Origin of the sequence: Chroococcidiopsis sp. TS-821 (assembly GCF_002939305.1) — a bacterium.
Lineage (GTDB): Bacteria > Cyanobacteriota > Cyanobacteriia > Cyanobacteriales > Chroococcidiopsidaceae > Chroogloeocystis.
Window position 1 is genome coordinate 206,822 of record NZ_MVDI01000007.1, and the last position, 18,888, is coordinate 225,709.

The following is an 18,888-nucleotide window of genomic DNA, read 5'->3' on the forward strand; positions in this document are numbered from 1 at the left end:
AGCGGGAATCGAGGTTCAGAAGGGTAGGCTCATTACGAGCTACTGAGCAGCTAACTAGAAAGGTCTGCTGCACTACTAATATTCTTTAAGATTAAGTCAGAGTGGGTGCGTTTGATCAAACCAGTCAAAACATTACCAGGACCAATTTCTATAACTTGCTCAATTCCTGCTTGGCGGAAGCATTCACAAGTTTCGCGCCATCTAACAGCGCCAGTAATCTGACGTCGCAGGCGTTCTTTAATAACTTCACTATCTACAGAGGGAGTGGGTTCGACGTTTGATATTACAGGAACTTGCGCGGGTTTAAAGACAACTTTTCGCAGAATTTCCTCAAATTCAGATGCCGCCGCCGCCATTAAAGGAGAGTGAAACGCGCCTGAGACATTTAAGGGAACCGCACGCTTTGCTTTCACTTGCGACAGAACTGCGTTCACAGCTTCAGGAGTTCCTGAAATAACCACCTGCGCGGCACTATTGTCGTTTGCCAGGACAACGTCGGGAGTTTGTTGAATTTGCTGTTCAAGTTCGTCGCGATCGAAGCCGATTAAAGCTGCCATCATTCCACCAGCCGCATTGTCCATTAATTCGGCTCGCCGTTTTACTAAAGTTAAGCCTGCTGCCCAATCGTAAACGCCTGCCGCGTAGAGAGCAATATATTCTCCTAAACTGTGCCCAGCAACAAGATCGGGGTGTTGACCTTGTTGATGCATCAAATCTACGAGTAGGCTTTCCACAACGTAAAGACAGGGCTGCGTGTAAAGCGTACGCGAGATATTCTCTTCACTTTGACAAACTTCGGTCACTGACCAGCCTAAGATCTCTTCAGCTTGGGCAAATTTGGCTTTGGTTGCGTCGAGCTCTATTAAATCGATTCCCATACCAATTTTTTGGGAACCTTGTCCTGGAAATATCCATGCAGTCTTAGTCATGTTTTTAGCAATTAGCGATTGACAAGTGGCTTATCTACCCCATGAAAAAATGGCTGCACCCCAAGTTAAGCCCGCACCAAAACCGGAAGCTGCGATAATATCACCGTCTTTGATTTTCTTAGCACGTATAGCTTCATCGAGTGCTATGGGAATCGAAGCGGCTGAAGTATTGCCATAGCGAGCAAGATTGCTGATAACTTTATGCTGAGGTATGTGCATGCGCTCGGCTACAGCATCGAGAATACGTTGATTTGCTTGATGTAGTAGCAACCAATCAATTTGGTCTGCCTTGAGGTTAGCCCGAAACAGTGCTTTATCAATGACCTCAGGAACGCGCTGTACGGCAAAGCGATACACTTCTTTACCGTTCATGGTGATGGGCTGGTAATTGCCTTGAGCAACACTAATATCGTTGACGAGGGGTTGTGACTGAGGTTGATAAGTAAGGTTGAGACATTGATTTTGCGTGCCGTCACTTTTAAGTTCAAAACCGAGTAAGCGATCGCGGTTACTCGTTTGCATCACAACTGCACCCGCACCGTCGCCAAATAGAACGCACGTTCGTCGATCTTTCCAATCAACCCAGCGGGAAAGAATATCTGCTCCGATTAAGAGAACATTTTGGTAAACACCCGTGCGGATGTACTGTGCGGCAGTAACTAAGCCAAAAACAAAGCCTGAACATGCTGCCGTCATGTCGAAAGCGACGGCTTGCGTTGCTCCCAAAGCCGCTTGAATTTGACACGCACTACCAAACAAATCGTCAGGGGTTGAGGTTGCCAGAATAATCAAATCGATGTCTGTTGGTGCAATTTTTGCCATGGCGATCGCCTGCCAAGCTGCTTGAGTGGCGATCGCTTGCAAAGAATCATTTGCTGATGCTAACCGTCGCGAACGAATGCCCGTCCGTGTTGCAATCCATTCATCTGAAGTTTCCACTAACTGAGTGAGTACTTCGTTGCTAAGGGAGTTAGTCGGTACTGCTGAACCACTCCCTGTAATTGCTACCCCAAAGTTTTGCAACATTCTTCTCCATAGTTCAGATGTGGTTTTTGAGGATTTAGGAACTCGCGATCGGTGGTTAGTTGCTAGAGGAGCAATGCTTGTTATCTTCATGTCTCCTCTAGGGCAATTTATCCCCTGATCCCCGATTCCTGATCCCTGACCTCTAGATTTGCACCTCGATTTTTCGACTGAATTCGCTCAAGAACTTGATTATCAATTGCTTCTTTAGCTAAGCGAATTGCATTGAAGATTGATGGTGCTTGAGAACTACCATGACTAATAATGCATATTCCTGCAACACCCAGGAGCAATCCTCCACCGTGTTCGGCGTGGTCGATCCGCTGCTTGATCCGTTTCAAGTTTGACTTGAGTAAGGCGGTGCCGATTTGTCCGTGTAGCCCTTGCGGTAGTTCTTCGCGCAGGATTTGAATCGCTACCTCTCCCACAGCTTCAGCAAACTTCAACAGAACATTACCGGCAAAGCCGTCACATACAATCACGTCAAAGCGACCAGAAAGAACGTCTCGCCCCTCAGCGTTGCCAATGAACGAGATTTGCTTATTTTCTTTTAGCAGTTGGTGAGTTCTGATCGCTAAGTCATTGCCTTTAGATTCTTCCTCACCGATGTTGAGTAGCCCTACTTTTGGTTCTGCAATACCCAAGACGTACTGGCTGTAAACCGTTCCCATTAGCGCGAACTGCTCTAAAAATTTCGGACGACAATCGACATTTGCCCCGACATCTAGAATCAGCACCGGCTTACTTGCGATCATTGTCGGCAAAACTGCTCCAATCGCTGGGCGGTCAATGCCGCGTAGGCGTCCCAAGCGGAGCAACGCAGCTGCCATTGCGGCTCCTGAGTGACCCGCAGAAACTACCGCATCAGCTTGTTTTTGCTTCACCAAGTCCATCGCCACATTAATCGAAGCCTTGGGCTTGCGTTTGATAGCACTGAGCGGCTCCTCATGCATTTCTACCGTTCCTTCTGCCGGAACGATGGAAATTTGATCCAAACGATTGTGATGTGGAATAGATTTAATTTGCTGGGGATCTCCCACCAATAAAACTTCTACACCTAATTCTTCCCGTGCTCGCAGTGCGCCAGCAACAATTTCGATAGGGGCATAATCCCCCCCCATAGCATCAATTGCGATCCGTGCGCGAGTCGCTCCCATTGCTCAAAGTTCTAGAAACCTACCAAATTCTATCAGATTAAGCGTTATAGATTGGAGATTAAATATCAGACAGATAATTAATATTGGCGTTAGCTGCCTACTGCGTGCAAGTTCAAGCATTTTAGTGTTAGAGAAAAGTCAGAGGTAATCGGTAGTTGTTGCGCAATTTTCTTTTCGATGACCAGTTACCAGTTACCAGTCTTTAAATTATGTTGATTTTTACGCCCTCAATAGAGTTAGAATCGTCTCCTGAAATTGAAATTCATTTTTTGAGTTTGATATTTTTAAGCATCGGTGAGGCAAGTCAAGAATGCTGCAACTATTTGGTTCAGGACTCATTTCATTGTGGTTAGAAATGGCGGGGGTGCAACCTAAACCTGTCGATGCTTTGGAGTTTTTGACATTAAATAGCCGTCCTGGGTTAGTCCTGGCACCTGATTCTCAACCTTTTGCTGCTGACACAGTACAAGAATATTTAAAGCAGTTGGAAGCAGCAGGCTTATTGAGAAGCAATCAGGGAATTTGGTTGCAGTCTGGACCTGTATTGCTGGCAAATAATCAAGGAACTGAGCCTTTACCTGCGGCTTCGATTACCAAAGTAGCAACGTCGCTTGCGGCTTTAAAAACATGGGGACCTAATCATCAATTTGAAACGCTCGTTGGCGCAACTGGACCAATTAACAATGGAGTTTTACAAGGAGACTTGGTGATTCAAGGCGGAGGCGATCCATTTTTTGTGTGGGAAGAAGCGATCGCCCTTGGAAATAGTCTCAACCGCATGGGGATCAAGCGGATCGCTGGCAACTTAGTGATTAGTGGCAATTTCGCCATGAATTATAAAACAAACCCATTACAAGCAGGTCAACTGTTACAACAAGCGCTCAACGCCACAACATGGTCGCGCGAAGCCACTGCACAATACTTAACAATGCCCCAAGGAACGCCGCGCCCGCAAGTCGCGATCGCCGGTACCGTCCAAGTTACACCGTTACCCAACCCCAAACAAATCTTGCTCGTGCGTCATCGTTCGTTACCCTTGTCAGAAATTCTCAAGGAAATGAACATTTACAGCAACAACGAAATGTCAGAAATGCTAGCCCAAAATCTCGGAGGCGCGCGCGTTGTTCAGTCTATAGCAGCAAATGCTGCGCGAGTTCCGCCGCAAGAAATTCAATTGATCAATGGTTCCGGTTTAGGAGTCGAAAACCGCATCTCGCCAAGAGCCGCGTGCGCGATGTTAATGGCAATTCAGCGCGAGTTAATGCCTGCGCAACTGAGTGTTGCTGATTTATTTCCCGTGTCAGGACGCGATCGCCGAGGCACAATGGAAGCACGACGCATTCCTCAAGCAACGGTGATTAAAACGGGGACGCTACGCGATGTTAGTGCTTTAGCCGGAGTTTTACCGACACGCGATCGCGGGTTAGTTTGGTTTGCCATTATCAATCGCGGTACCAATATTGAAGGTTTACGTGTTCGGCAAGATCAACTCTTACAGCGCTTATTAAAACAATGGCAAGTCACCGCCACAGTTCCTGCGGCGATCGCTCCCAAATCATCAAATAGCACCCCCATTTCACTTGGTGCAGCTAGCCGTAATGAGATCTTATACGGAGGCTAATCAGGATTTGCTAATGCCGAACTCTTAAGGAATGATCTCTGTTACAACTCTATTACCACCACTACTACTGACAACTAGACTTTCATCTTGAAGTTTCCCGACAGCTTTATCACCCGTAAAACTGACTGGCGGTTGCGTTTGACGATAAACAACATTACCTTGGGCTTCAACTAACTGCGTCGGAATCGTCCATGTCAGCCTTTGTGAGTTGATTGTTTGACCTTTTTGTCCAGCTCCCACAACGTCACCGTCAAGATAAGCAATTTGCTTTCGTAAATCCATCCGCCCTCGTCTCGCCGTCATCGTCATTTTTTCTTGATGATGCACGACGCGTACTGGCTGATCTGTCGTGACAATTTCTGTATTTAAATCCCAGACGGCAAAGTTACTGGCAACTTGTACAGGTGGAGTGACGAGTGCAAGTTGCACATTTTCTTTCAACGTGGCAATTTTGGTTTTTAAGTTGAATTCACCTGAATTCGCCGTCGATCTTGCGGTGATTTTTTTGTCTTGATAGCGATCGATTGCGATCGCGCGATCGGCAATAAATCGTTCTTCTGAAATTAACCACGTCAATTGTTCCGCGCGCAGTTGCGTAGCAGGTTCAGTTGTATTAGCAACAACGTTCCCTTGCAACTCAACGCGCTGTTTGCGGCTGAAAACTCTTGCTTCTTGCGCTACAGCTTGCACTTGTTTATGGCTACCAGTTAATTGGTTGCGGACGATCAACAAATCTTCTTGGGGACGCCATTCTAACTCATTACCGCGCAGTACCAAGCCACTTTTGGGATCTGTCGCTACAATTTGTCCTTTCAGGAATAGCTGTTTTCCGTCTTGATGAACTTCGCCTTCTTGGGCTTGAATGCGATATACAGGTTTACCATCTTGGAATAATTCTCCTGTCGGATTTTTGACTTGTGCGACTTGCTGGTCTTGACTGTAGGTTGCTTGCGTCGCTTTGACTTTCCAAACCGTTTGTCCTTGTTCGTCTGCTTGTTCTAAATCGACGTTGTTAAAAGTCAACTCAGTGTCAACTTTTTGGACAGTTGTTGTGTCTTCAGACAGTTTTTGTGCAGTTTGGTTTTGATTTTGGCAGCCTGTTGCGATCGCTACCAGCACAATTGCCAATAGAGATGCTGTGACGTTACGGCGAATAGAGAATAAAAGATAGAAACGATTCATATTTCTATCTTCGCTCGCGATTCTTCACTCTTGTGAAGTTGGCATAATATTTGGTATACCATCAGGTGTAATGATTCCTTCTTGTGGTGGTTGCTCAATAATCTCCATTGTCGGAATTGGGCGATAGAGATAATCTTGTCTTGGTGTCTTTTGGATATCGTCTTTAATTGACTCTAAATCAATGTAGCGATCCGAGACATTAATCAAACTATCACTTGTCATCGTGCGCAAACTGACGACTTCTACCCGCGAACCGCGATAGCTAACCGCATTTGCTGCATAAGCAAGATCGCCATCGCCACTCACCAATACTGCTGTATCGTACGAGTCAACGAGTGCCATCATATCAACGGCGATTTCAACGTCCAAGTTCGCTTTCTTTGAACCATCGGGTAATTGTACTAAATCTTTGGCAATGACTCTGTAGCCATTACGCCGCATCCATAATAAAAAGCCTTGTTGCTTTTCATTCGTGCGGTCTACACCAGTATAGAAAAACGAACGCAGCAGCCGAGAACCCGCTGTTAACCTGCACAATAGTTTTGTGTAGTCAATCTCGATTCCCAGTTGTAGTGCCGCATAAAACAAATTGGAGCCATCGATGAAAATCGCGACTCTACCTCGATTTTCTAGCACCTGTTCAGGCGTGAAAATCGAATCCGATTCAAAATTCAACATAATTTATTATGCCTCGATGTTATTAAGATTTTTTATAAAAGAAATGATTGTTTTAGATAAAGTATGTTACACCAGATTGTTATATTTGACGCGACAACTTATGTTAAGACTTGATTAACTTAGCCATTCGTAAGCTGTCAGTAGGGTTTTATCAGCCGATGACTAGATTGCTTGGAGCAATTCGAGTCTTTGGAACACAGGTTTCGGAGTGCCTAATTGTTGGTTTACGCTTAATAGCCCCCATTGTGCGTGAATATTAAACGGTGTCGCAGCAAGCTGTGACTTTTCATTAAAATTGATGGAAAAACCAAGTTGTTGATAAATTTTGCTGGACACGTTTGGAATAATTGGCGATAGCAAGTAGGCTGCTAATCGAATCGATTCGAGTACAGTATAGAGCACTTGTTCTACTTGTTGCTGCTGTCCTTGTTTGTAAAGCGTCCAAGGGGCTTGCTCGTCGATAAACTTATTACCTGCTCTAACCAATGACAAAATAGCATCACACGCTTGGTTAAAGGCTAGGGCTTCGTAGTTGTATGCAACTTTTTCACCTAAAGTTGAGCCAATCGCCTTTAATGGGTGGCTTGAGGGAATATCGTCGCTTGAGCAATTAGGAACATTTCCGTTACAGTATTTCTTCACCATGTTTAAGGTACGGTTTAACAAGTTGCCCAAGTCGTTGGCTAAATCCGCGTTGAGCACGTTGATAAAGCGCGTTTCGTTAAAATCTCCGTCTTTGCCAAACTCAATTTCTTTAAAAAAGTAATATCGTACCGCATCCGCACCATATCGTTCAACTAAAGCAAAGGGATCGAGCGTGTTACCCAAACTTTTGCCCATTTTTTGACCGTCTTTTGTTAAAAAACCATGCCCAAATACTTTATGAGAAATTGGTAGTCCAGCAGACATGAGCATCGCCGGCCAGTAAACAGCGTGGAAGCGTAAGATATCTTTACCGATTAGATGTAAATTGATTGGCAACCACTGACGGAGGACATTTTCTAAGTTTGGTTCGTCGTCAGGATTGAGTAGCGCAGTAAGATATCCTACTAACGCATCAAACCAAACATAAATTGTTTGCTTGGGGTCAACTGGTATAGGAAAGCCCCAATCTAGGTTGACGCGTGAAATGGAAAAGTCTTGCAGTCCTTGGCTAACAAAGCTGAGAACCTCATTACGGCGACTTTCTGGTTGAATAAAATTTGGGTTTTTTTGATATAGTTCTTCTAGTTGCGACTGATAGCGCGACAGGCGAAAAAAGTAATTTTCTTCATCGCGCCACTCGGCTTGCTTGTTAGTATGAATTGGACAGCGATGTCCATCTAAGAGTTCGCGTTCTTCTTTGAATTCTTCACATGCAACGCAATACCAGCCTTGTTGTCTACTTTTGTAGATATCGCCTCGCTCCCAAACGCGTTGAAAAAAATCTTTAACGATCGCTTCGTGTTTAACGCTTGTTGTGCGGATAAAACTATCGTACTGGATATCAAGTTTTTCCCACAGTGCAACAAATCCTGCGGCAATTTCATCGCAGTAAGCTTGCGGCGATCGCCCTTTACTTTCGGCGGTGCGCTGAATCTTTTGACCGTGTTCGTCGGTTCCTGTCACGAACATGACAGATTTACCTTGTAACCGCGCAAATCTTGCTAGTATATCCGCAGCGATTGTTGTGTAAGCACTACCAATGTGTGGTAGGTCATTTACATAATAAAGTGGTGTTGTCAGTGCAAATTTTTCTGTTGTTTTACTCGCAGATATCATGCAAAGTTTATAAATTATCTTAAATTTTCTTTATCATACCGCAGAGACTCTGGGTATGTATTTTTGTTACCGAATTCTAAATAGCTAAAACTATCTTCTCGCGCTTGACGAATGTAGTAACCAATAAGATAAAGCAGTTAGAAACAGTGACGAAGTATCTCGATGAATTTTGCCTAAAACCTCAGCAATTAGCTGATTATACCAAGTATATGGTTCTTTTTCTGAGCCTACTCGCGCATCATACCAGATTTGCTCAGACGCTAACTAAGACAGGCATATCTACTCTAGTTCTTACTTCTGGTACTCGCCGCAAAAAATAAACAAATGTAACATTTTAGTGAAGTAAAGCTAATTTGCTTACAGATATCCTAAACGCACAATTGAGATGGCAAAGCATGAGTGCAAATAACGCCTTGCAAGTTTCTCAAGGGTTTCTCGCTTCGGTAGGAACTCAAATGTTTCGCTACTACGAGGATCGCATTCCTCGCAATGGTCCTGTGCTCGTGGTGAGCAATCATCGCAGCTTTATGGACGCGCCGATTCTCATGGCAGCTTTGGATCGACCAATTCGCTTTGCCTGCCATCACTATATGGCTCAAGTACCAATTATGCGGGAAATTGTCACAGGTCTTCTTGGATGCTTTCCGCTAGAGGCAAGGGAAAAGAGACAGCAAGGTTTTTTTCAGCAAGCTTTGCATTTGCTGAGTAGTTCCCAAGTCGTGGGTGTGTTTCCAGAAGGGACGAAACCGATGGTGACGTTTACGCAGCCGGATCACTTAGGTAACTTTCAGCGGGGGTTTGCACATTTGGCTTTGCGTGCTACGACACCTGGTATATTGTCAAAGCCTGTTACAGATTTAACGATTCTGCCGATGGCGATCGCGTCTTTGGAAGAAGTCAACACTTCCGCAGTGCCTTTAAAGCTACTCAGCTTATTCGATCCTTCGGAACCTTTGTTCGATCAGTCGGGTTGGCATCCGTTAGTGATTTATCGTCGCGTTGCGGTTTTAGTCGGACGTCCCTATTGGATTTCACGCCAGCAGCAAATGGAGTATCAAGGCAAACAGGCAAAAAAAGCCGTGAATGAATTAACACATTACTGTCAGACGGAGATTGCGCAATTATTACGCCAAGGATTCTACTAGGAGTCCTTTTAAGTTTTCAATATAAAAGTTCATAAATAAATATTAAACATTTTTTCCTTGATCCCTATTTATTTACAGCAGATTCAATGTCAGAAATTGAGAGCAAACCTGTTTTCTTGACACCGAACAAAGTTCAGTCGCAGTATCCCTTGTTTGTATTTTTACCAGGAATGGATGGAACTGGGCGATTGCTGCGATCGCAAACTGAGGGCTTAGAAGTTGCGTTTGATGTTCGTTGTTTGTCAATTCCGTTAGATGATTTGACAAGCTGGGCAGATCTCAGCCAACAAGTCGTCGATTTAATTGAAATAGAAATTGCTAAAAATCCACAACGTAAAGTTTATTTGTGTGGTGAATCGTTTGGCGGTTGTCTCGCGATCAAAGTCGCGCTGCACTCACCACAACTTTTTGACAGAATTATTTTAGTAAATCCTGCGTCTTCTTTTCATCGCCGTTCGTGGTATAGTTGGGCATCGCAGTTGATTCACATCGTTCCGCGCTGGGTTTATCCGTTTGGGGCGTTAGGGCTACTTGCCTTCATTGCTTCCCTAGATAGAATTGCGCCAACTGAACGTAAAGATCTCCTTCACGTGATGCGATCGGTTCCACCAGAAACTGTTTTGTGGCGGTTGTCTTTAGTTAGAGAATTTGATGTCAGTGATGCGCAGCTACGCCAATTAACTCAACCAATTTTGGTTGTAGCAAGTAGACGCGATCGCCTTTTACCATCGGTTGCTGAAGCAAGACACCTAGCTAGAGTTTTCGATAACGTCAAAACGGTATTTTTACCTTATAGCGGACACGCTTGCCTCATAGAAAAGGACATTAATCTTTACGAGATTATGCAGAAAGAAGATTTTCTCGATGATTCGACTAAAGTAGTACCGTATGTAGTCGATCGTTAATTACTTGCATACAGTTCGCGTCGATTAACGCTTACTAAAACAGACTGGTAATATTTTTTGATGACTAAGCATCGATTACTATCAATATCAATCAGGTTGCAAGCTGGCAAAATCCGCACGAGCATTTGCAATACTATCTTCTGCTTTTACTTCAAACGTGACATTACAAGCTTTGGGCTGTTCTAACACTTGCAAGCAAAGTTCAGCAATTGAATCGCGACTGACTTTACCTTTGATATTATCGCCTTGAGCGAAAACTAGCGGTTGAATTCCAGATTCCTCAGTTAAAGCACACGGTCGAATGATTGTATAAGGAATACCACTGTGTCTTAGTGATTCTTCACCGCGCCACTTCCACGTTAAAATTCCACCTAGTTGATCGTTTAATCTGACTGCGGGCGGTTCTTCTTCTAAGTTGATTCCTGGACGTCCAGGACGCGTGACTCCTGCCGAACTGACTAAGATAAACTGTGGCAACTTAGCACCACCATAAGCTTTAATCGACTCGACTTGTAACGCAAAACCTCCTGGTGTAAATCTAGGGTTGAGTTCGCCATCGTATTCAAACTTACTCAACATCAGTTGCAACGAGGCGATTCTACTAGCATCAATCGCCGGCGCATCTTTTAAAGTTTTGGCACGAAACACCGCAGTTAAATCCGCAAAAGGAATATAGATATCCATCCAAGTGTTGCTGACCGTGTCAAACGAATACGAGTAAGCTGTACCGTCCCACTTAGTATCGGTGCGGATGAAGCACTTGTAGCGTTTTCCGTCGCCTCTCACGCGCAGTTTAATTCCTTGATAACCTGATAAATTTAACTGTGGTTCCAAGTTTTTGGTTCTCACAGAAGCAAAGCCGCCTGAATTTGCAGTAGAGACGTTACCAGTAAATAAGGCGGTATCTTCCACAAATCGAATTTCACTTTGACTGACACCACCCATCACAACATCGTCTACTGCACCCCAAATGCGTTTTAACTCTTCGGATGGATGCGTAAAATCAAAAATGAGTTTTTCATCAGCAGGAACTGTCGCAAAGTGTTTTGCTGCTACTTCAACTAAGTTTTTGACACCTATATACTCTACTGATTCTGGAGTATCGCCAACGATTTCGGGCTGATAGAATTTAATACCTTGATTGTACTTGGCACGGTCTGGGGTATCTCCGCCCACAGGTTGCACGCGCACCGCAGTGCAGCAAATCACTGCTGTGACATCTGCCATCATTTCTAGAGTTAGTGTTTCTGGCTTTGTGATGTCACCGACATACAGTTCAACGTTGTCACCGAGGATTTCTTTGGCTTTTTCAGCATCGCGAACAAGCGATCGCACTTTGTAACCGCGATTCATTAGCCGTTTTACCACGCGCCTACCAACACCACCCGTCGCTCCAGCAACTAACACAACTCCCACTCGCTTTTCTCCCGTTGGTACGATCGCAGAATCTTGAGATCCTGGAATCAAGCGCTGTAACCACCCGATAAAAGGAATCACCTCAAAAAAGGTTAGGGTTTGGACAAACCTACCCAAATCCCATTGAGAACGATTTTCACTCATAAGTCGCGTCCTCTCTGCTGTTTTTAGTTTAACTGTTTGTGGAGGGGTGAGTTACTAGCAACCCACTTGACATACTATATAAGTGCATATACACTAAAATTATGCAAGACCAACTAATCAAAACCGTCGTTAGTGACTGTACCTGCTTCAATCTGCGTAAAGCGTCGCGCGTAATTACCCAACTGTTCGATCGAGTGTTGCAACCGAGTGGAATTTTGGCGAATCAGTTTACACTACTAGCCGCCCTCAGTGTTGCAAAAAGCGTATCAATTACGCGCTTAGCGCAAGAGTTGGTGATGGATAGAACAACGCTAACGCGCAACCTCAAACCGTTAGAACGCGAGGGTTTAATTTGTATTGAGCCAGGACAAGATCAGCGAGTACGGGTTGTCAGTTTAACCCAGAAAGGTCAAGCAGCCTTAGCCAAAGCACTACCATTATGGCAACAAGCACAAGCTAAGGTTATTGAGGAGCTAGGTCAAGACCGTTGGCAGACGTTATCATCCCATTTGTCTGACACAGTATCTTTACTTCGCGAAAGCTAATTTTTTTTGAGTTTTACGTGTATATACACTTAAATGCCAAGGAGTTTAAAATGGCGACGAGTCAACATTCGATTACCCAGCGTTGGTTTTTTCTCGTACTCTCTCTTTGGGGGATTGCGGTTTTAATTGCAGGTTACTGCGGTTTTTTCACCAAGATTGACTTAATTTGGATTGCGTTACTTGTCGTGACGGGAATGACAATTCCGGTTGCGGTGTATTACTCGAACGCAGATTTTCATGCTTACGTGCGATCGCTCGACTTGAAGTATTTAACTTTATTTCATCTATGGCGGATTCCGGCTGGGTTGTGGTTTCTGTACTGCGGTCAAAATTTGCTTCCAGAAAGGTTTGTTGCCAATGCTGGTTATGGGGATATAACAGTAGGATTATTAGTACCTGTGGTTCTCTTACTAAGGTTTCGCGGTAAGTACGCGATGTTTCACCTTTTTAGCATCTTAGACTTTGCGATCGCCGTAGGCACAGGTTTAACCTTTAATTTATTGCAAGTTCCTCTGATGGAGAATATCGCGACATTTCCAACAGTGATGATTCCACTGTTTGGTGTTTGTGTCACCGGCGCACTCAGTATTATGACATTAGATCGACTCTTAAAAGGTAGCGCTTACACTGAAGCGATAGGCAACAACTAACAAATCCTAAATTACCCATTACCAACCTGCACAAACAGCATTATTCAGTCGCCCTGTAACTTGCTATTCATAACTAGGGCGTTTTTGCCTGTTAAGATGTAACTGATTCACATATATACAATCGTCAATCGTGACTGTTAAGCCAGATTGGTTGCGAGTCAAAGCGCCTCAATGGGAGCGTGTTGGCAGCGTTAAAGAAATTCTCCGAGATTTAGCACTCAATACGGTGTGCGAAGAAGCATCTTGCCCAAATATTGGCGAGTGTTTCAACGCAGGTACGGCAACATTTTTAATTATGGGACCTGCGTGTACTCGTGCGTGCCCGTATTGCGATATAGATTTTGAGAAAAAACCTAAACCCCTCGATCCGACCGAACCAAAACGCCTTGCAGAAGCGGTACGCCGGATGCAACTCAATCATGTTGTGATTACCTCGGTAAATCGCGATGATTTACCTGATGGTGGCGCGTCGCAGTTTGTAGAGTGTATTACTGCAATTCGCGAAGTATCGCCACAGACAACGATTGAGGTACTGATTCCTGATTTGTGTGGCAACTGGGATGCGTTAGAAATTATTCTACAAGCGCAACCAGAAGTATTGAATCACAATACAGAAACGATACCTCGGCTGTATCGTCGGGTACGTCCGCAGGGAAATTACGATCGCACTTTAGAATTACTGCGCCGTTCTCGTAATCTTGCCCCTTGGGTTTACACTAAATCAGGATTAATGGTCGGGTTAGGAGAAACTGACGAGGAAATTCGCGCGGTGATGGCAGATCTGCGTGCGGTCGATTGCGATATTCTCACGCTAGGACAATACTTACAACCAAGTCAGAAACATCTGAACGTCGCTCAGTTTGTTACGCCAGAACAGTTTGATGCTTGGAAACAGTTTGGAGAAAAGTTAGGTTTTTTGCAAGTTGTCTCTTCTCCCTTAACCCGCAGCTCTTATCATGCTGAACAAGTCAGAGAATTAATGCAACGTTATCCACGCAGTCGATTGTAGGTGATTACGAGTGAATTTGATTCCCCTACAAACAACGGGGAAAAGCAACCAAAATTATTAGCAGTTTTGGGCGCTGGTGCTTGGGGTTCAACTTTGGCAAACCTGGCATCGGCAACAGGGCATAATGTCCGTTTATGGTCGCGTCATCTTGACCGTAGTTTAGCAGAAACTGTCGAAGGTGCAGATATTATTGTTTCGGCAATTTCGATGAAAGGCGTGCGATCGGTTGTCGAACAAATTCAATCTTTATCGTTTACACCAGAAACTATTTTTTTAACAGCGACTAAAGGATTAGAACCAACGACGACGTTAACTCCCGCGCAGATTTGGCAAGCTGCATTTCCCAATCATCCCATTGTTGTACTTTGCGGTCCCAATCTATCAAAAGAAATTCAACAGGGTTTACCTGCTGCAACTGTTGTTGCAAGTACAAATATTACCGCAGCAGAAACCGTGCAAGCGGTATTTTCTTCCAATCGATTTCGCGTTTATACAAATTCCGATCCGATTGGAGTCGAACTCGGCGGGACAATCAAGAACGTAATTGCGATCGCTGCGGGTGTCTGTGACGGTTTACACTTGGGAACGAATGCTAAAGCCGCACTAGTAACGCGAGGACTTACCGAGATTATTCGCATTGGTGTGGCTTGGGGTGCAAAAATTGAGACTTTTTACGGTTTATCAGGATTAGGCGATTTACTTGCAACGTGTAATAGCCCTTTAAGTCGTAACTATCAAGTAGGTTATCAACTCGCGCAAGGTAAAACTTTAGCAGAAATTCTCGAACATTTAGAGGGAACAGCTGAGGGAGTGAATACGACGCAAGTTTTAATTGCTAAGGCAAATCAACAGCGCATTTCTGTACCAATTACAACTCAAGTTTATAGATTATTACAAGCAGAAATTACACCGCGACAAGCGTTAGAAGAATTGATGTTGCGCGATATCAAGCCAGAGTATAACTTTTAAGAATTGCTTGGTAACTAAAATAACACCTCACTTTATCGCGCCATTGACGATGACTGCACTTTTTGCAAAACTAACTCAAAGCTGTAGCGCTGTAGAATGTGCTCAAGATCAGCACTCATTCGTCAAATGCGAATCTAATACTAACCTCTCGAATAATTGCTCCAAGAGCTAATTTAAATTATTTTTTTACCTAGCTGTTCTTGTAAATACTTCAGTATACTGATTATTGAGGATGATACTTACAAGTTGCTCAGTGGTAATCTGAACTGGGTTATTGTAGTTGCTATTCCAGCACGACACTCCGCCACCGAAAGCTATGCAACGATTAACATTATAACCCCGTCTCTTAGTTCGAGATTATCAAGGTTAGTATCCAGCATATTCTTGATAGTATTACAGAATTGAAATGTCTTTATAGTTTCTGGAGTGAAAATTTGAGCATTTGCTTTAAGAGCAAAATTGATAATAGAAAGCGCAGTTATAGATAAAGCTGCTGCCAATTTTATGGATAAAGAATTCATGTTTTATATCTTTGTGTATTGGTAGATATTCTGTTTGCGTAACCATTAATAGAAAGAATAAAAAAAGTAGTCTAAAGAAGTACTACTATTTTGCGCCTATCAGAATGCTGTTTTCGCAAAAGCTGATCTCCAAATTCTGCTTGCAAAATACGGCTCAAGCTCTGTTCGGGGACTGGGCAATGAGTTTACTTTATTAATTTCAGTATTAGAATCTGGAAAGTCCTTACTTGGCGATGCTTGTTGAAAAGGAGATTGACTTCAACCTCAAATATGACCTTGAGTTTCATCGGTTCTAAGTCTTGGAATACTGTAAGCAGTATCCTTGCCATCAAAACTGTAATATTCTATAAGACTGCCGATAGAGGGCAATTTGAGGCTTGGTAGCGGTACTTGAAATACTCCTCCACATCCCCGCAATGCGGTCAAATACCAAGAACGTTACCAGAATAAGGCTACCAATTCTCGTCTTGTCCAAACTTGACTTGCTTGCAGAAGAACAGTGCTTGCACTCGCTCTGGAAGACTTGAAATTAGCCTTACTTCCAAAGACATACGAGCTCAATACCGACCTGTTCGTAATGTACTAACCATAACATTTGCAGCGCTGAAGATTATTTGTTAAGTTACCGTCAGCAGTTTGCCCTTGACAAAGCATAGTCATAATGAGTACGCTTTACTTGTTACGATTTGTAAAGGGATAAGCGATGTTACCAAACCGAGAAGGACAAAAAGTTCCTAACTGCACCTTTCGTACTCGTCAAAACGATGAGTGGGTCGATATCACAACCGATGATTTGTTTAATGGTAAAACTGTTGTTGTCTTTGCCTTGCCAGGTGCATTTACTCCCACCTGCTCGTCGACTCATCTTCCTGGATACAATCAGATGGCAAAAGCTTTTTACGAAAACGGTGTAGATGAGATCGTATGTATTTCAGTTAATGATGCTTTTGTAATGAACGAATGGGCAAAGTATCAAGAAGCAGAAAATATCAAAATGATTCCTGATGGTAATGGGCTGTTTACCGAAGGAATGGGAATGTTGGTCGATAAAACAGAATTAGGATTTGGTAAGCGTTCTTGGCGCTATTCGATGTTAGTCAAAGATGGCGTGATTGAAAAGATGTTTATCGAACCTGAAGAACCTGGCGATCCTTTTAAGGTATCCGATGCGGAAACAATGCTTAACTATATTAATCCAAAAGCTGCTAAACCTAAATTAGTCTCCTTGTTTGCTAAAGTTGGTTGTCCTTTCTGCGCTCGTGCGAAATCAATGCTCAAAGAACGTGGCTTAGACTACGAAGAGATTGTTCTTGGTAAAGACGTTACCACTCGTTCTTTGCAAGCTATTGCAGGTGCAACCACGGTACCGCAAGTGTTCATCGATGGCAAACTGATCGGTGGTTCAGAAGCATTAGAAGCTTACTTTGCGGCTTTGTAAAGTTTTTAGGAAAAGCCTATATTTTATAAATTCGTAGTTCGCATTTTGACATAAGACGGATTACGAATTTATTTTTGATAATATGCAATGACTTTATCAATAAATTGCTGCCAAGTGTCATTTGGTTGCCAAATCTGTTGTAAGTCTTTTTTTGCTTCTTCTACGCTTGTTTGTTTGTGGATGATGCGATACAAGTACATGAATGCAGAAACTCGCATATTCATCGCACAGTGGACAAATACTTTCTTATCTGCATTTGCTTGCATCACATTAAAGAAGCGTTCAATGTCTTCGAGGGTAGGCTTTTCCCAGATTACAGGAATGTGTATATAGTTCATTCCTAGATCTTCTACTATTTTTTGCTCGTTGGCGATCGCATTTGTGGAAGTTGGTAACGCCAGGTTGACAACCACTTCATAACCATCGGCTTTGATATCTGCAAATTGTTGTGCAGTGGGTTGTCCGGCGGTTGCGATTGAATCGGATAATTGAAGAAAGTTGTAGATTTCCATTTGTTGCCAGATCGAGTAATATTGTTTCGCTTAAAAGTTGATGCATATAGGATCAAGAGCAGAGGAAGCAGGGAAGAAATTATTAGTGGTTCTTTAATCACCAATTACCAATGACCATTTACCAGTTTTGAAGTTAAGAGTTAACGTAGCTCAAAACCAAGATTTTTTAATGCTTCGCGCAGGCGATCGCGCCCTGATAAAGATTGTGGTGTCGCAATGCGCTTGACAGAATGTTCCGCCCAATCACCAGCGACGTTCATTTGCTGTTCGCGATAGAAATTCTGCATAATTTCGTTGTATTGTGCGATCGCGGCATCTTGAACCGTTAAATCATAACGTTCGCGGTGTAGTATGGCAGATTGCGGTAATCGCGGTTTAATCGCAGTGGGTGGTGAGTCGGGATAGCCTACACACAACCCAAATACAGCAAATACACGTGGAGGTAATTTAAGGATTGCGGCGACTTTTTCAGGGTGATTGCGCATCGCCCCGATGTATACGGTTCCCAAGCCGAGAGATTCTGCTGCTATTGTGGCATTTTGCGCGGCTAGTGCAGCGTCTATTGTTGCTGTGACGAACATTTCTAAATAGTCTAAACCCGCAGAGGACATTCCGCGACTTTCCGCAATGTGCGCCAAACGTGCTAGGTCAGCTAGCCAAACTAAAAATAACGGACACTGCTGGATATGTTTTTGGTTTCCTGCTAACGCCGCTAATTGGGCTTTACGCTGTACATCTTCGATTGCAACTACACTCCAAGTTTGCAGATTTGACGAAGTTGCCGCAGATTGCGCAGATGCTATGATTAGCTCTAAAGTTCCTGATGGTAGAGGATCGGGACGATAAGCACGAATTGAACGATGTGATAGTAATGTCGTTAAGCACTCATGCCATTCACTATCAAAATCAAGGCTTTGACCGTAGCGCGATCGCAGTAACTCAATTCGGTTAATTGTCACTTTTACTTCCTTATTCGGCAATTATGTCACAATATAGACGCTAGTCGGATTCTGTAAACTGCGATCGCTGTCTAAATTAACGCTTTAAGTATAAACACTAATACCAATTTATCCAAAATTCATCTTTGTAGATGGATCGATGGAAGCACCGCTACTATACTCTTTGTGCCACACTGAGTTTAATTTGCCCCAATTAGAGTCCGAGTTTTTGGAGATGATTGATTCTGGTTTGTAAAGTTTTTCAGTTTATCAATGAGTCGCTCTAAGCGTTTAACTTAAAAGCTATTTTATGATAGTAAATTTAAAGATTGCATTTCAAGGATG

At 43.5% G+C, this 18,888-nt stretch carries 18 protein-coding genes; 8 read left to right on the forward strand and 10 right to left on the reverse strand.

The features are described from left to right. Nucleotides 1-50 precede the first annotated feature (50 nt). From fabD to plsX, 3 genes are all read right to left on the reverse strand, one after another. Nucleotides 51-929: an ACP S-malonyltransferase gene (gene fabD / locus B1A85_RS17545; protein WP_104548024.1), complete on the reverse strand. Its 879-nt coding sequence runs from the start codon at nucleotides 927-929 to the stop codon at nucleotides 51-53. A 30-nt stretch (nucleotides 930-959) separates the two neighbouring features. Further along, entirely contained in the window at nucleotides 960-1,952 is a 993-nt protein-coding gene (locus B1A85_RS17550) for a beta-ketoacyl-ACP synthase III (RefSeq protein ID WP_104548078.1), read from the reverse strand. A gap of 110 nt (nucleotides 1,953-2,062) precedes the next feature. Beyond that, complete coding sequence (gene plsX, locus B1A85_RS17555) at nucleotides 2,063-3,109, reverse strand: phosphate acyltransferase PlsX (RefSeq protein WP_104548025.1); 1,047 nt, start codon at nucleotides 3,107-3,109, stop codon at nucleotides 2,063-2,065. Between the two features lie 310 nt (nucleotides 3,110-3,419). On the opposite strand from plsX, the gene B1A85_RS17560 reads away from it, so the two are divergent. After that, nucleotides 3,420-4,730, forward strand: coding sequence for a D-alanyl-D-alanine carboxypeptidase (locus tag B1A85_RS17560; protein ID WP_104548026.1), 1,311 nt, complete (start codon nucleotides 3,420-3,422; stop codon nucleotides 4,728-4,730). A gap of 24 nt (nucleotides 4,731-4,754) precedes the next feature. On the opposite strand, the gene lptC is transcribed toward B1A85_RS17560, so the two are convergent. From lptC to metG, 3 genes are all read right to left on the reverse strand, one after another. After that, nucleotides 4,755-5,912 (reverse strand): LPS export ABC transporter periplasmic protein LptC, encoded by a 1,158-nt coding sequence (gene lptC, locus B1A85_RS17565; protein ID WP_104548027.1) that lies wholly within the window; start codon nucleotides 5,910-5,912, stop codon nucleotides 4,755-4,757. 24 nt (nucleotides 5,913-5,936) lie between these two features. Continuing rightward, nucleotides 5,937-6,590, reverse strand: a complete 654-nt coding sequence (locus tag B1A85_RS17570) for an NYN domain-containing protein (protein ID WP_246841459.1) — start codon at nucleotides 6,588-6,590, stop codon at nucleotides 5,937-5,939. A 162-nt stretch (nucleotides 6,591-6,752) separates the two neighbouring features. After that, nucleotides 6,753-8,351 (reverse strand): methionine--tRNA ligase, encoded by a 1,599-nt coding sequence (gene metG, locus B1A85_RS17575; RefSeq protein ID WP_104548029.1) that lies wholly within the window; start codon nucleotides 8,349-8,351, stop codon nucleotides 6,753-6,755. Nucleotides 8,352-8,746: 395 nt separating this feature from the next. Here metG and B1A85_RS17580 point away from each other — a divergent pair, with 395 nt between their 5' ends. Continuing rightward, a complete protein-coding gene (locus B1A85_RS17580; RefSeq protein ID WP_104548030.1) occupies nucleotides 8,747-9,496 on the forward strand; it encodes a 1-acyl-sn-glycerol-3-phosphate acyltransferase in 750 nt (249 codons plus the stop codon). An 86-nt stretch (nucleotides 9,497-9,582) separates the two neighbouring features. After that, the gene (locus B1A85_RS17585; RefSeq protein WP_104548031.1) at nucleotides 9,583-10,401 is read left to right on the forward strand and encodes an alpha/beta fold hydrolase; all 819 of its coding nucleotides are present in this window, start codon (nucleotides 9,583-9,585) and stop codon (nucleotides 10,399-10,401) included. An 87-nt stretch (nucleotides 10,402-10,488) separates the two neighbouring features. On the opposite strand, the gene B1A85_RS17590 is transcribed toward B1A85_RS17585, so the two are convergent. Further along, nucleotides 10,489-11,961: a CIA30 family protein gene (locus B1A85_RS17590; RefSeq protein WP_104548032.1), complete on the reverse strand. Its 1,473-nt coding sequence runs from the start codon at nucleotides 11,959-11,961 to the stop codon at nucleotides 10,489-10,491. A gap of 101 nt (nucleotides 11,962-12,062) precedes the next feature. Here B1A85_RS17590 and B1A85_RS17595 point away from each other — a divergent pair, with 101 nt between their 5' ends. The 4 genes from B1A85_RS17595 (at nucleotide 12,063) to B1A85_RS17610 (ending at nucleotide 15,134) form a co-directional block, all read left to right on the forward strand. Then, complete coding sequence (locus B1A85_RS17595) at nucleotides 12,063-12,506, forward strand: MarR family winged helix-turn-helix transcriptional regulator (protein WP_104548033.1); 444 nt, start codon at nucleotides 12,063-12,065, stop codon at nucleotides 12,504-12,506. A gap of 50 nt (nucleotides 12,507-12,556) precedes the next feature. After that, entirely contained in the window at nucleotides 12,557-13,156 is a 600-nt protein-coding gene (locus B1A85_RS17600; RefSeq protein ID WP_104548034.1) for a hypothetical protein, read from the forward strand. 130 nt (nucleotides 13,157-13,286) lie between these two features. Next, nucleotides 13,287-14,165, forward strand: coding sequence for a lipoyl synthase (lipA, locus tag B1A85_RS17605; protein ID WP_104548035.1), 879 nt, complete (start codon nucleotides 13,287-13,289; stop codon nucleotides 14,163-14,165). Between the two features lie 3 nt (nucleotides 14,166-14,168). Beyond that, nucleotides 14,169-15,134, forward strand: coding sequence for an NAD(P)H-dependent glycerol-3-phosphate dehydrogenase (locus B1A85_RS17610; RefSeq protein WP_168192428.1), 966 nt, complete (start codon nucleotides 14,169-14,171; stop codon nucleotides 15,132-15,134). Nucleotides 15,135-15,448: 314 nt separating this feature from the next. Here B1A85_RS17610 and B1A85_RS24810 read toward each other — a convergent pair whose 3' ends face one another. After that, nucleotides 15,449-15,655 carry a hypothetical protein gene (locus tag B1A85_RS24810; protein ID WP_104548037.1) on the reverse strand — a complete coding sequence of 69 codons (207 nt, stop codon included), beginning with the start codon at nucleotides 15,653-15,655 and terminating at the stop codon, nucleotides 15,449-15,451. Nucleotides 15,656-16,358: 703 nt separating this feature from the next. Between B1A85_RS24810 and B1A85_RS17620 the strand changes: the two genes are divergently transcribed. Continuing rightward, on the forward strand, nucleotides 16,359-17,093 hold the full coding sequence (locus B1A85_RS17620) for a glutathione peroxidase (protein ID WP_104548038.1): 735 nt from the start codon (nucleotides 16,359-16,361) through the stop codon (nucleotides 17,091-17,093). Nucleotides 17,094-17,161: 68 nt separating this feature from the next. Here B1A85_RS17620 and B1A85_RS17625 read toward each other — a convergent pair whose 3' ends face one another. Further along, on the reverse strand, nucleotides 17,162-17,605 hold the full coding sequence (locus B1A85_RS17625; protein WP_104548039.1) for a protein tyrosine phosphatase family protein: 444 nt from the start codon (nucleotides 17,603-17,605) through the stop codon (nucleotides 17,162-17,164). A gap of 140 nt (nucleotides 17,606-17,745) precedes the next feature. Then, nucleotides 17,746-18,564, reverse strand: a complete 819-nt coding sequence (locus B1A85_RS17630; RefSeq protein ID WP_104548040.1) for an NADPH-dependent oxidoreductase — start codon at nucleotides 18,562-18,564, stop codon at nucleotides 17,746-17,748. Nucleotides 18,565-18,888 lie beyond the last annotated feature (324 nt).